Here is a 12,667-nt window from a genome sequence, read left to right on the forward strand (position 1 = left end):
CGCAACGACCCTGTCACTCGCCGGAGATCAACGTCCGGATGCGCGTGGCCAGGGCCTCCATGGGGAAGGGTTTGGTCATCACGTGCATGCCGGGCTCCAGGTGGCCATGGCCCACCACGGCCGCCTCGGCGTAGCCCGTGATGAACAGCACCTTGAGCCCGGGCCGATGCACCCGGCCCGCGTCGGCCATCTGCCGGCCGTTCATCCCGCCCGGCAGGCCCACGTCCGTCACCAGCAGATCGATCCGGGCCTCGGACCGCAACACCTTGAGGCCAGACGCGCCGTCGGCGGCCTCGATGGCGCGGTAGCCCAGCTCCTCCAGCACGTCCGTCACCAGCATCCGGATGGCGGCCTCGTCGTCCACCACCAGCACCGTCTCGCCCACCTCGGCGCGCGGCGCCTCGGACAGCTGGGGCGCGGCATCCTCGGCCTTGGCCTCACCCAGGTGGCGCGGCAGGAAGAGGCACACCGTCGTGCCATTGCCGACCTCGGAGTAGATGCTCACGTGGCCGCCGGACTGCCGCGTGAAGCCGTAGATCATCGACAGGCCCAGGCCCGTGCCCGCGCCGAGCGGCTTGGTCGTGAAGAACGGATCGAACGCCTTGGCGATGACGTCGGGCGGCATGCCCGTGCCCGTGTCCGACACGCACAGCACGATGTAGCTGCCCGGCTGCATGTCGTTGATCCGCGCCACGCGCGCATCGAGCACCCGGTTGTTCGTCTCGATCGTCAACCGGCCCCCGCCGGGCATCGCGTCCCGGGCGTTGATGCACAGGTTGAGCAGCGCGTTCTCCAACTGGTGTGGATCGACCTCGGTGGACCAGAGCCCGTCCGCCGTGGAGACCGTGACCAGCACCTCGGGCCCCACCGTGCGACGGATGAGGTCCGCCATGCCCTCGACCAGGCGGTTGGCATCCACCGGCTTGGGGTCGAGCGTCTGGCGGCGCGAGAACGCGAGCAGCCGGTGCGTCAGGGCCGCCGCGCGCGAGGCCGCGCCCTGGGCGGCCGCGGTGTAGCGATCCAGCTCCTTGAGGCGGCCCTGCGCGATGCGGATGGACAGCAGCTCCAGGCTGCCGGTGATGCCCGTGAGCAGGTTGTTGAAGTCGTGCGCCAGACCGCCCGTCAACTGCCCCACCGCCTCCATCTTCTGGGCCTGCCGCAGCTGCTCCTCGGTCTTGGCGAGCGTCTCCTCCCGCGCCTTCTCCGCGGTGATGTCCCGCCCGACCGCCACCATGAACCCGTCGCCCGGGCCCGCCGTCCAGGAGATCCACCGGTAGCTCCCGTCCTTGTGACGGTAGCGATTCTCGAAGCGCCACAGCGCGCGGCCCTCGGAGATGTCGTTCGCCCCGCCCGCGGTCCGGGTCTGATCGTCGGGGTGGACCAACTCGAACAGGCTGCGCCCCACGAGCTCGGCCTCGCTCCAACCCAGCATCTCCGTCCAGGCGGGATTCACCGCGGTGATGGCGCCATCGAACCGCGCCACCAACATCAAGTCAGAGGACAGCCGCCAGAGCCGGTCGCGGTCGCGCGTGCGCTCCTCCACCTGCTGCGCGAGGTTGGCGTTCAACTCCCGGAGCGTGTCCTCCATGCGCTTGCGCTGGGAGACGTCGTTGAACAGGACGGCGACCCGGTTCTCGCCCGCCGCGCCCAGGCGCAGGGCATGGACCTCGTACCAGCGGCCCGCCAGGCTCTCGGCGCGATTCTCGAAGCGCACGGGAACCCCCGTGCGCGCGACCTGCCCGTAGACGTCGTACCAGTGCTGCTCGTGCTCGGGCGCGAACTCCCGCATGCGCCGGCCCACGACATCGCTCAGGCCCGTCTGCCGCTCGAACGCGAGGTTCTTGTCGAGGAAGACATAGTCCACCGGCTTGCCATCCGGCGCGAAGAGCACCTCGATGATGCAGAAGCCGACCTCCAGGGAGTCGAGCACGGTCCGGTAGCGGTCCTCCCGCACCTCCGAGCGGCGCAGCGCCTCGCCGGCCAGGTGTTCGGGCGTCCGGTCGCGCAGGATCTTCACGTAGCCCCGGTGCGTGCCGTCCTCGTCGCGCAGGGGCATCATCTCGCCCGCGGCCCACAAGCGGACCTCGCCCTTGCGCAGGTGCCAGCGCTCGTCGGCGGCGCGGCCCTTCTCGACCGACTGGCGCATCTCCTTTTCCGGCTGCTTGAGCGCGAGATCCTCGGGCGTGAAGAAACGGTCCACCTTCTCACCGAGCATCTCCTCGGCCGTCCAGCCCAGGATCTGCTCGGCGCCCCGGTTCCAGTCGGTGACCCGGGCCTCGAGGTCCGTCACGACGATGGCGAAGTCGACACTGCTCCGCAGGATGGCCCGCTGCCGCGACACCTCGGCTTCGAGGGTCCGGATGCGCTCATGGAGTGGTTCGTTCGTCGGGTCGGTCATGGCGCGGTGGGGTGTGGGGATAAAGCGCATCCTCGGGGAATTCGGCAACACACAGGACGACAGGCCCGAGGCCCCGCCGCTCCTATCAGAATTTGCCATCCAGGGAGCGACACCGGCCACGGGTCCACGCGGCGCTTCCCGCGTCCCGTGCGTTCACCGACAATGCCGCCCGTTCCCTCCAGGAGAGAGCATGTTCCCCATCCGCCACCTCATGGTGCTCGGGCTCGTCGCGCTCGCCGCGCCCGCGCGTGCCCAGCCCCCCCGGCCTCCCGAGCCCCCCGTGAACGAGCGCGCCAGCTATCTGCGCGCGCACTACACCAAGTTCGAGTACCGCATCCCCATGCGCGACGGCGTGAAGCTCTTCACCGCCGTCTACATCCCCAACGACGCGAGCCCCACCAGGCGCTATCCCTTCTTGCTCGTGCGCACGCCCTACACGGTCGCGCCCTACGGCACGGACCGCTACTCCGAGCGGCTCGGGCCCACCGAGGCGTACGAGAAGGACGGCTTCATCTTCGTCAACCAGGACGTGCGCGGCCGCAACATGTCCGAGGGCGAGTTCGTCAACGTGCGCCCGCACCTGGACGTGAAGAAGGGCCCCCAGGACATCGACGAGAGCAGCGACACGTACGACACCCTCGCCTGGCTGCTCAAGAACGTGGCGCACAACAATGGCCGCGCGGGCCAGTGGGGCATCTCCTACCCCGGCTTCTACACGTCCGCGGGTGTCATCGACTCGCACCCCGCGCTCAAGGCCGTGTCCCCCCAGGCGCCCATCGCGGACTGGTTCTGGGACGACATGCACCGCCACGGCGCCTTCAACCTGGTGCTCGCCTTCGACTTCTTCTCCACCTTCGGCCGGCCCCGGCCGCAGCCCACCGCCGAGCAGGGCTGGAAGCCCTTCGAGCACGGCACGCCGGACGGCTACCAGTTCTTCCTGGACCTCGGCCCCCTGGGCAACGCCGACACGCGCCACTTCAAGGGCGACGTGGCCTTCTGGAAGGAGCTCGCCGCGCACCCCAACTACGACGCGTTCTGGCGCGCGCGCAACCTGCTGCCGCACCTCAAGAACATCAAGGCCGCCGTGCTGACGGTGGGCGGCTGGTACGACACCGAGGACCTGTACGGCCCGCTGCGCACCTACGCCGCCATCGAGAAGCAGAACCCCGGCATCTCCAACACCCTGATGATGGGGCCCTGGTCGCACGGCGGGTGGCTCGGCAGCGAGGGCCGCGCCCTGGGCGACGCCGACTTCGGCTTCCCCACGGCGCGCACCTACCAGGAGCTGGGCTTCACCTTCTTCAAGCACCACCTCAAGGGCGGCGAGGCGCCGGACCTGCCCGAGGCCCTGGTGTTCGAGACGGGCGCCAACCGCTGGCGCCGCTTCGACACCTGGCCGCCCAAGGGCGTGCGCGAGCAGCGGCTCTACTTCCAGCCCCGGCAGGGCCTGTCGTTCCAGGCCCCCACCCAGGCCGCGCCCTCCTTCGCCGAGTACGTGAGCGATCCGGCCAAGCCCGTGCCCTACACGACGGAGATCACCCCGCGCTGGGCGAAGAACTACATGACCGAGGATCAGCGCTTCGCGGCGCGCCGGCCCGACGTGCTCGTCTTCCAGACGGAGCCCTTGGAGAAGGATCTCACGCTCGCGGGCCCGCTGGAGGCGGAGCTGTGGGTGTCCACCACGGGCAGCGACGCGGACTGGGTGGTGAAGCTCATCGACGTCAACCCCGGCAAGCTGCCCGGCACCTCGCGGCAGTCCGAGCAGGAGGGTGTGGAGAACCGGGGCCACCAGCAGACGCTGGTGCGCGGCGAGCCCTTCCGGGGCCGCTTCCGTGAGAGCTACGGCGAGCCCAAGGCCTTCACGCCGGGCGAGGTGACCAAGGTGCGCTTCGTCATCAACGACGTGCTGCACACCTTCCAGCGCGGGCACCGGCTGATGATCCAGGTGCAGTCGAGCTGGTTTCCCTTCATCGACCGCAACCCGCAGACCTTCGTGCCCAACATCTTCGAGGCGAAGGAGGAGGACTTCGTGCGCGCCACGCACCGCGTGTACCACGAGGCCTCGCACCCGAGCGCCCTCAAGGTGAACGTGCTGCCGGCGCTGGCGGAGTGACACACGCGGCGGAGGCGCCCGGGGCTCGGGCGCCTCCGCGCGCGGGGACTCAGGCGCCGCGCGGGTAGAACGTCTCGCCCGCCTTCACCTTCTCGAAGAGCAGGGGCGCGGGGGCGAAGCGCTCGCCGTACTTGTCGTGGTAGTGCTCCAGCCGCCGCAGCAGCTCGCCCAGGCCCAGGCTCTCCGCGTAGCGGAAGGGCCCGCCGAGGAACGGCGGGAAGCCGAGGCCGAAGATGGCCCCCACGTCCCCGTCGCGCGGGCTGCGCAGGATGCCCTCGCCCAGGCAGCGGATGGCCTCGTTGACCATCTGCAGGGCGCAGCGCTCGGCCATCTCGCGCGCGTCCAGACTCTTGCGGTTCTTGCCGTGGGGCAGCAGCTCGTAGATGGAGGTGTCCACCTCCTTCTTCTTGCCGTCGTAGGTGTAGAAGCCCTTCTGGTTCTTGCGGCCGAGCCGACCGTCGGCCACGACCTTCTCGAACGCCTTGGGCGCCACCATGCGCTTGCCGAAGGCGGCCTCCATGATGGGGCCCACCTTCTGGGCCACGTCGATGCCCACCTCGTCCAGCAGGGTGATGGGCCCCACGGGGAAGCCGAAGTCCACCACCGCCTTGTCCAGTTCGGCGATGTCCGCGCCCTCGGCCAGGAGGTACGCCGCCTCGTTCATGTACGGCGCGAGGATGCGCGAGGTGTAGAAGCCCGGCCCGTCGTTGACGACGATGACCGTCTTGCCCTGCTTCTTGCCGATCTCCACGCACGTGGCCGTCACCCAGTCGGCCGTGCCCTTGTGGGTGATGATCTCCAGCAGGGGCATCTTGTGCACCGGACTGAAGTAATGCATGCCGATGATCTGCTCGGGCCGGCGGGCGCCCTCGGCCAGCTGGGTGATGGGGATGCTGGAGGTGTTGGAGGCGAAGATGGTGTCGTCGCGCGTGACGGCTTCCACCTCGCCGAGGATGCGGCGCTTGAGGGCCAGGTCCTCGAACACGGCCTCGATGACCACGTCCACGCTCTTGAAGCCCGCGTAGTCGGTGCCACCCGTGACGAGCGATTGCTTCTGGGCCGCCTCGCGCCAGGTGAGCGAGCGGCGCTTCACGCGCTCATCCAGGATGCCCTGCACCTGCTTGAGCGCGCGGCCCACGCCCGCGTCGTCCTTGTCCTTCACGCGCACCGGCACGCCCTGGAGCACCGCGCTCACGTAGGCGATGCCGCCGCCCATGAGCCCGCCGCCGAGCACGCCCACCTTCTTCACCGGGCGCGCCTTCACGTCCGGCTTCGCCGTGCCGTTCTCCTTCTTGAGCGCGGTGGTGGCGAAGAAGATCTCCACCAGGCGCTTGGAGACGTCGGACACCACCAGCTCGCCGAACAGCCGGGCCTCGGCCTCCAGCCCCGCCGCGCGGCCGGACTCCAGGCCCACGCGGATGGCCTCGAGCGCCTTCTCGGGCGCGGGGAACTTGCCGCGCGTCTTCTTGCGCAGCTGCTTGCGCGCCTGGTCGAAGAGGATCTTCCGGCCGAGCGGGTTGTCCTCCAGCGCCACCTCGGCCCACATCTCCCGGTTGGCGAGCCCCTGCAGGAGGCCCCCCAGGCCCTTCTTGCCCTGCTGCGCCACCGCCTTGAGCCCCTGGCCCCGGGAGCGCTTCACCTTGAGCGTGCCCGCCGCCAGCTCCAGGGCGCGCCGCAGCGCCACCTCACGCAACAGCGGCACCGGCACCACCTCGTCCACCATGCCGAGCTTCTTGGCCTTGGCGGCCTTCACGCTCTTGCCCGCGAGGATGATGTCCAGCGCGGCCTGCGCGCCGATGAGCGCCGGCAGCCGCTGGGTGCCGCCCGCGCCGGGCAACAGGCCCAGTTGCACCTCGGGCAGGCCGATGGACGTCTTCGGGCTGTCGGTGGCGATGCGGTAGGTACACGCGAGCGCCCACTCCAGGCCTCCGCCCAGACACGCGCCGTGGATGGCCGCCACCACGGGCTTGGGGAACGCCTCGAGCCGGTCGAACTCCCGCTGCCCGGCGCGCGAGGCGGCCGTGGCCTCCTCCGCCGTGCGCATCGTCTGCAGGAAGTCGATCTTCGCCCCCGCGATGAAGCTGTCCTTCTTGCCAGAGAGGAACACCACCGCCTTGACGGTCGGGTCCTTCTCCGCGCGCGCCATCAGCGCCGTGAACGCCTCACCCGTGGCGGGCGAGAGCGTGTTGACCGGCTCGCCCTCCTGGTCGATGACGATGAGCGCGACGCCCTCGCTCACCTGATAGCCAAAGCCGTTCTTCACCTCGACCTCGTGCGCAACCGTGGCAGCCATCACTCACGCTCCAGGACCACCGCGGCTCCGAGGCCACCGGCGGCGCAGACGGTGCACAGCACCGTGTTCTTGTTCTGACGCTTCAGCTCATGCAGGGCCTGGGTGACGATGCGCGCCCCCGTGGCCCCGAAGGGGTGACCCAACGACAGCGAGCCGCCGGACAGGTTCAGCCGCGTGCGGTCCACCTCGCCCACCGGCGCGCTCCAGCCCGCCTTCTTGGCGAAGTCCTTGGAGGCCAGGGCCTGGAGGTTGCTCGCCACCTGGGCGGCGAACGCCTCGTGCATCTCCACCAGATCGATGTCCGCGAGCGTCATCCCCGCGCGCTTGAGCGCGATGGGCGCCGCGTAGGCGGGCCCCTGCAACAGCTGGTCGCCCGGATCCGTGGCGGCGTACGCGTGCGAGCGCAGGTAGCCGAGCGGCGTGTACCCCAGCGCCTTGGCCTTCTCCTCGCTCATCAGCAGCAGCACGCCGGCGCCGTCGGTCAGCGGCGAGGAGTTGCCCGCGGTGATGGTGCCGTACTTGCGGTCGAACACGGGCTTGAGCTGGGAGAGCGACTCCAGGCTCGTGTCCGCGCGCACGATGTTGTCCTTCTCGGCCACCTTTTCGTACTTGGGCGGCACCACCACGTGCATCACCTGGGGATCGAAGAAGCCGTCCTTCCAGGCGCGCGCGGCGTTCTGGTGCGAGGCGAGCGCGATCTCGTCCTGCTCGCGGCGGGAGATGCCGTTCTCCTTGGCCATCTTCTCCGCGCTCTCGCCCATGGTCTGGCCGGTGGAGTACTCGGCGATGGCCGGGGGCACGGGGGCGAGGTCCCTCGGCTTGAGCGTCTGGAAGGCCTTGAGCTTGTCACCGAGGGAGCGCGCCTTGGAGGCCGCCACGAGCGACTGGGCCAGGGGGCGGCTGGTGAAGATGGGCGCGTCCGACATGGACTCGGTGCCACCGGCGAGCACCACGTCCGCCTCGCCCAGGGCGATGGCGTTGGCCGCCGCCGTCATGGCCTGGATGGACGTGGCACAGGCGCGCGCCACGGTGAAGGCGTCGATCTTCCGGGGCAGCCCCGCGGCCAGCACCACCTCGCGCGCGATGGACGGCGCGGTGAGCGTGGGGATGACCTGGCCGAACACCACCTGGTCGATCTCGTTCGCGTCCAGGTCCGCGCGCTGGACGAGCTCCTGGACCACCATGCGGCCCAGGTCCAGGGCGGTGAGCTTCGCGAAGTCCGTGCCCGCCTTCGCGAAGGGCGTCCGCAATCCACGGACGATGGCCACCCTGCGGTGACCGTTGCGCTGCTGCTCGCGTGCCATTGTGTGCCTCACCGGGTGCTTCGGGATGAGGCGCTTCTAATGACCCGTGGAGCGGCGCGTCAACGGAAGATTGATTCTGGAATCAACACCCCACCCCACCCCGCCTCCCCGCTCGGTGGGAGGCCGGGACGGGCTGTCGGCCAGCGCACACTTCCGCGGGGGCGTCAGGTGCCCTGGCGCAGGGCGAAGCCGTGCTTGTGCACGGCCTCCACGAAGAACTTCGCGGCCTCGGGGTCCGTGGGCGGGAGGATGCCGTGGCCCAGGTTGCAGATGTGGCCCACGGGGCCGGCGCGCTGGAGGATGTCCACCACGCGGGCCTCCAGCTCCTCGCGGGGCAGGAAGAGGTGGAGCGGGTCCAGGTTGCCCTGCACGGCCACGTCCGGGCCGAGCACGCGCCGGGCCTCGTCGATGGGGGTGCGCCAGTCCTGGCCGATGACGTCCGCGCCCGTGCGCTTGAGCAGGGGCAGGTGGTTGGACATGCCGGTGCCGAAGACGATGACGGGCACGCCGCGCGCCTGCACCTCCTTCACCATGCGCGTGAGGTACGGCAGGCAGAAGCGCTCGTAGTCCCAGGGGGACAGCTCCCCGCCCCACGAGTCGAAGATTTGAACGATGCTCGCGCCGGCCTCCACCTGCATCAGCAGGTAGGGCACGAGCGTGCGCGTGAGCTTCTCGAAGAGCGTGTGCACGAGCTGGGGCTGTTCGAAGAGCAGGCGCTTGATGTGGATGTAGCTCTTGGAGCCGCCGCCCTCGACCATGTACGCGGCCAGGGTGAAGGGCGCGCCGCAGAAGCCGATGACGGGCACCGAGTCATTGAGGGCGCGGCGGGTGCGGCGGATGGCCTCGGCCACGAAGCCCGTGCCCTCCACGGGGTCGGGGATGCCCAGCTTCTCGATGTCCGCGGCGGAGCGCAGGGGATTGGGGAAGTGCGGCCCCTTGTCCCCGAGCTCCAGCTCGATGCCCATGGCCTCCACGGGGATGAGGATGTCCGAGAAGATGATGGCGGCATCCACGCCCAGGCGGGTGATGGGCTGGACGGTGACCTCGGCCGCCAGGTCCGGGTGCTTGCACAGGTCCAGGAAGGCGATGTTGCCGCGAATGGCGCGGTACTCGGGCAGGTAGCGGCCCGCCTGACGCATGAGCCAGACGGGAGTGGTGTCGGTGGGCTGGCGGCGCGCGGCGCGGAGAAGACGGTCGTTCAAGGCGGAGGGCTCCAGGTGGCGGCCCGCCCTCCTCATCGGGGGCCGGGCGGACGACGAGGGTTGGCAGGAGGAAGGGCCGGGGTCAACGCCCGAGTCGGGGGCGCGGGGAATGATTTGGCCGTGGAAAACGTAGGCTTGACAGGGGCGGAGCCGGTCGATAAAAGCCGCCCCATCGCAGCGCGGTGACGGGCGGAGGGCGGATAGCTCAGCGGTAGAGCGGCGCCCTTACAAGGCGATGGTCACAGGTTCAATCCCTGTTCCGCCCATGCGGTCTCGTTGTGGGGAGTTAGTTCAGTTGGTTAGAACGCCGGCCTGTCACGCCGGAGGCCACGGGTTCAAGTCCCGTACTCCTCGCCAAAAGAGAAGCCCAGCAATCCGAAAGGGTTGCTGGGCTTTTTCTTTTCCCGCAGGTGGCACGGCCCACGTCAACGGCTCACCGGGGCAGACGCCCGCGGGGTGCGGGGCAGCCCCACCAGGGTGAGCATCGTCGCGGGGGCACCGGGCGCCCGCGGGTGGGCGATGTCCCACTGGTAGTCCGGCGCCGCCAGCCCCACCAGGAGTTCCCGCAGATCCTCCTCGGTGTACGTGCGCGCGTTCGACACCGCCCCGTCCCAGGCGATGATCAGCGGGAGCACGGGGAGCGCATAGGTGAACAGCACCTGCCGCAACCGCAGGGGGCGGACGAAAGGCGTCAGCAGGAGCACCATCAGGATGCTGGCGGGGATGGCCGTCCACCACAGCCAGCGCGGATGGGCGTTGTCGCTCATCTCGAGCACGCAGAGCGCCTGCCGCTTCTCGAAGGCGTCCTGGAGGATGCGACGCGCGACCGGCGGGGGCATGTGGTGGAAGCCGCAGATCACGGTCCGCACGCCCTGGAGCGTATCGGGGACCCGACCCGCGTCGACGGGGCTCGGGAAGTAGCGGACCCGCGCCGAATCCCCCGCCGCGTTGATGCGCGTGGCGGCGTCCGTGTTCGGATAGAGGTCGGTGAGGGTCACGCTCGGCCGCAGACCGTGGTCGGCCGCGAGCCGTGCGGTGGTCGGCAGCAGGGGTCCGCCGCCCCCGGAGCAGAGGTCCACGATCCGGTCGGTGGCCGCTGCATTCAGGGCCCGCGCCAGCAGGGGCGCCAGGATCCGTTCGGTGCCGAGCACGCGGTGCAGCGCGGCGATGTAGAGCGTCAGGCATTCCCGGAGGCCGCCCGGGAACCAGCGGAAGTCCTCGAACTCGAACAGCGACATGCGCTTCATCGTGTGTCCTCCCCTCTCGCCCGCACTCTAGGCCAGGGAACGAAGGGTCGGGGCGCGCCGGCATTGGCTGGGCCAAGAGCGCCGACGAGGGCCCGAGAACCGCCGCGCCGCGCGTGAGCTGGTCGGCGTGTGCGGGCCGCGATTCCTCGGTATCGAAGGGTATCGCCAGACAGGGGCGCATCCTCCCTAGGTCAGATCGTGCAGATCCTTGCCGAGCGCGGGCGTGAGGCGGAACTCCGAGAAGCGCACGCGCAGCCCGGCCCGCTCCGGCGTACAGCACATCGGGCCCACCTGGTAGGACGGGGCCTCCGGGAACGGGGCGAGCCGGACCAACGGCCACGTCTCACCATCGGCCGACACCTGCACCCGCAGCACCCCCTGGGCCACCGTCGCGCGCATCCAGAACGAGCGGGAGTCATGTTCATAGGGCCCCGTCGCCCAATCCGACGTGCCGCTCGTCAACACGCTGCTCAGCATCGCCCGTCCATCGGACAGCTCGATGCCCGCCTTGACCCAGTTGCGCTCGTCGACGCGCACCATGATGCCGGCCTGGTCGTACAACCGCTCGTAGGCCGCCTCGACGCGCAGCTGCGCCGTGAAGCTGGAGCCGGTGCGCACCCCCAGGAAATGGCCGGAGTCGCGCGTGAAGCCATAGTGGGTCTCGCGCCAGAAGTCGGTCGACGGGTCCGTCGTCACCTCCAGGACCCCATCGGCTCGCGTCCACACCTTCGGCTCGTTCCACCAGATTCCGTCTTCCATCGTCTTTCCCGCTCCTCCGCCCGCTGATGGCGCGGCTCCGGCCTTCCCGTTCCTGGCGCGGGAAGATGTCTCGATGGAGACGCGCGTTGCAACCCGTCGCCGCGGGCAACGCGCTCGGGTTGAGCCGAGCCGGGCCCACGCACCACGCGGTCGAGCAGTGCGGGGCCCCGCCCGGGTTACTGCCGCCGCAGCGAGAAGCGCGAGTGGACCGTCATGCCCGTGCCCCCCATGGACTGCTCCATGTCCGAGGTGCCCTCCACGTGGAGGAGACGGCCGGCCGCCACGTCGAAGCCGCTGGTCACATCCACCTCCGTCTTCACACCCATGGCTGAGCCCTCGGAAGCGCCACCCGCGGAGGCGCGCCCGCCGCCCATGTTCATGCCCCCCATCATGCCGCCCATGTCCATGCCCCCCATGGCGGACGGAGCGGCGTCCTCGCTCTCGTCCTCGGCGGGGCGCGCGTCACTGGCGCCAGCGCCCGGGTCCGTCATGCGCTGCGCCACGGTGGTGCGCAGCTGGGCCACGCCCCCGTCCAGCGTGGAGAGCGTGGTCGCCAGGGGCCCCACGGGGGTGCTCACCTCGACCCGGCTGCCCGGCTCCATCTGCCCCTCGGGCAGGACCATCATGTCGAAGATCTGCCGGGGCAGGACGTCCACGCCGGGGTCCTCCGCCTTCACCTTCACGGCCTTGAGCTCCGGGGGAACCTTCTTCTCCTGCATGGCCAGGGAGACACGGCCCGTCTTGGGGTCCACCGCCGCGACCACGTCCACGCGGGTGTCGCCCGCGCGCAGGGAGGCGCTGCTTCCCCGAGGGCCCGCCTTCAGGTCATGGACCCCCACCACGGTCCGCTCCTCCTGGACGTAGACGGTCACCATCCGGAAGAACCGCGCGTGGCCCTTGCGGTCCACCTCGGCCTTCACCTTCCTCGCGGCGGGCGGAATCTGGTCCAGCGCGGCGAGGCGCTGCCCGCCCTGGAGCAGGTCCATCTTCTCCAGGGTGAGCTCCACCTGGGCCGTGCCGTCGGGCTTCACGGCGAGCACCTTCTGGCTGAAGACAGACTGCACCTTCATCTGCGCCTTCATCCCCCCGGCGCCCATGTTCATGCCCGGCATCTGCATGCCCGGCATGCCGCCCGCCATCTTCATCTCGATCGTCGAGTCATCCTCGTACTGGAAGCGGTGCACATCCCCCTTCTTCCAGGTGTAGTTGAACTCCACGGCGGAAGCGGAGCCGGCGGTGAACAGCACGAGCGCGACGGAAAGGCCTCGAAACCCACGGTGCATGGAAATATCCCCTCCCCGAGGGACACATCCCCCAGGGTCGGGGCTCGGGACGAGGACACGGGAAGATT

At 69.9% G+C, this 12,667-nt stretch carries 8 protein-coding genes and 2 tRNA genes; 3 read left to right on the forward strand and 7 right to left on the reverse strand.

The genetic code is table 11. The features are described from left to right. Positions 1 to 13 precede the first annotated feature (13 nt). Positions 14 to 2,398, reverse strand: a complete 2,385-nt coding sequence (locus I3V78_RS31265) for a hybrid sensor histidine kinase/response regulator (protein ID WP_204493243.1) — start codon at positions 2,396 to 2,398, stop codon at positions 14 to 16. A 190-nt stretch (positions 2,399 to 2,588) separates the two neighbouring features. Between I3V78_RS31265 and I3V78_RS31270 the strand changes: the two genes are divergently transcribed. Then, complete coding sequence (locus I3V78_RS31270) at positions 2,589 to 4,511, forward strand: CocE/NonD family hydrolase (protein ID WP_204493246.1); 1,923 nt, start codon at positions 2,589 to 2,591, stop codon at positions 4,509 to 4,511. A gap of 49 nt (positions 4,512 to 4,560) precedes the next feature. Here I3V78_RS31270 and fadJ read toward each other — a convergent pair whose 3' ends face one another. The 3 genes from fadJ to hemE form a co-directional block, all read right to left on the reverse strand. Then, on the reverse strand, positions 4,561 to 6,804 hold the full coding sequence (gene fadJ, locus I3V78_RS31275; RefSeq protein ID WP_204493248.1) for a fatty acid oxidation complex subunit alpha FadJ: 2,244 nt from the start codon (positions 6,802 to 6,804) through the stop codon (positions 4,561 to 4,563). Continuing rightward, entirely contained in the window at positions 6,804 to 8,108 is a 1,305-nt protein-coding gene (gene fadI / locus I3V78_RS31280) for an acetyl-CoA C-acyltransferase FadI (protein WP_204493251.1), read from the reverse strand. Before fadI ends, fadJ begins: the two co-directional genes overlap by 1 nt. A gap of 164 nt (positions 8,109 to 8,272) precedes the next feature. Beyond that, a complete protein-coding gene (hemE, locus tag I3V78_RS31285) occupies positions 8,273 to 9,310 on the reverse strand; it encodes a uroporphyrinogen decarboxylase (RefSeq protein ID WP_204493253.1) in 1,038 nt (345 codons plus the stop codon). Positions 9,311 to 9,504: 194 nt separating this feature from the next. Between hemE and I3V78_RS31290 the strand changes: the two genes are divergently transcribed. Both I3V78_RS31290 and I3V78_RS31295 read left to right on the forward strand, forming a co-directional pair. Then, a tRNA-Val gene (locus tag I3V78_RS31290) sits at positions 9,505 to 9,576 on the forward strand. A gap of 14 nt (positions 9,577 to 9,590) precedes the next feature. Next, a tRNA-Asp gene (locus tag I3V78_RS31295) sits at positions 9,591 to 9,667 on the forward strand. A 68-nt stretch (positions 9,668 to 9,735) separates the two neighbouring features. Here I3V78_RS31295 and I3V78_RS31300 read toward each other — a convergent pair. The 3 genes from I3V78_RS31300 to I3V78_RS31310 all read right to left on the reverse strand — a co-directional run bounded on the left by I3V78_RS31300 (position 9,736) and on the right by I3V78_RS31310 (position 12,599). Further along, on the reverse strand, positions 9,736 to 10,557 hold the full coding sequence (locus tag I3V78_RS31300; protein ID WP_204493255.1) for a class I SAM-dependent methyltransferase: 822 nt from the start codon (positions 10,555 to 10,557) through the stop codon (positions 9,736 to 9,738). A 186-nt stretch (positions 10,558 to 10,743) separates the two neighbouring features. Further along, positions 10,744 to 11,316 carry a DUF1349 domain-containing protein gene (locus I3V78_RS31305; RefSeq protein WP_239576794.1) on the reverse strand — a complete coding sequence of 191 codons (573 nt, stop codon included), beginning with the start codon at positions 11,314 to 11,316 and terminating at the stop codon, positions 10,744 to 10,746. A 176-nt stretch (positions 11,317 to 11,492) separates the two neighbouring features. Then, positions 11,493 to 12,599 (reverse strand): hypothetical protein, encoded by a 1,107-nt coding sequence (locus I3V78_RS31310; RefSeq protein WP_204493257.1) that lies wholly within the window; start codon positions 12,597 to 12,599, stop codon positions 11,493 to 11,495. Positions 12,600 to 12,667: the final 68 nt, after the last annotated feature.

Origin of the sequence: Archangium primigenium, from assembly GCF_016904885.1 — a bacterium.
In the GTDB taxonomy this organism is placed as follows: Bacteria; Myxococcota; Myxococcia; order Myxococcales; family Myxococcaceae; genus Cystobacter; species Cystobacter primigenius.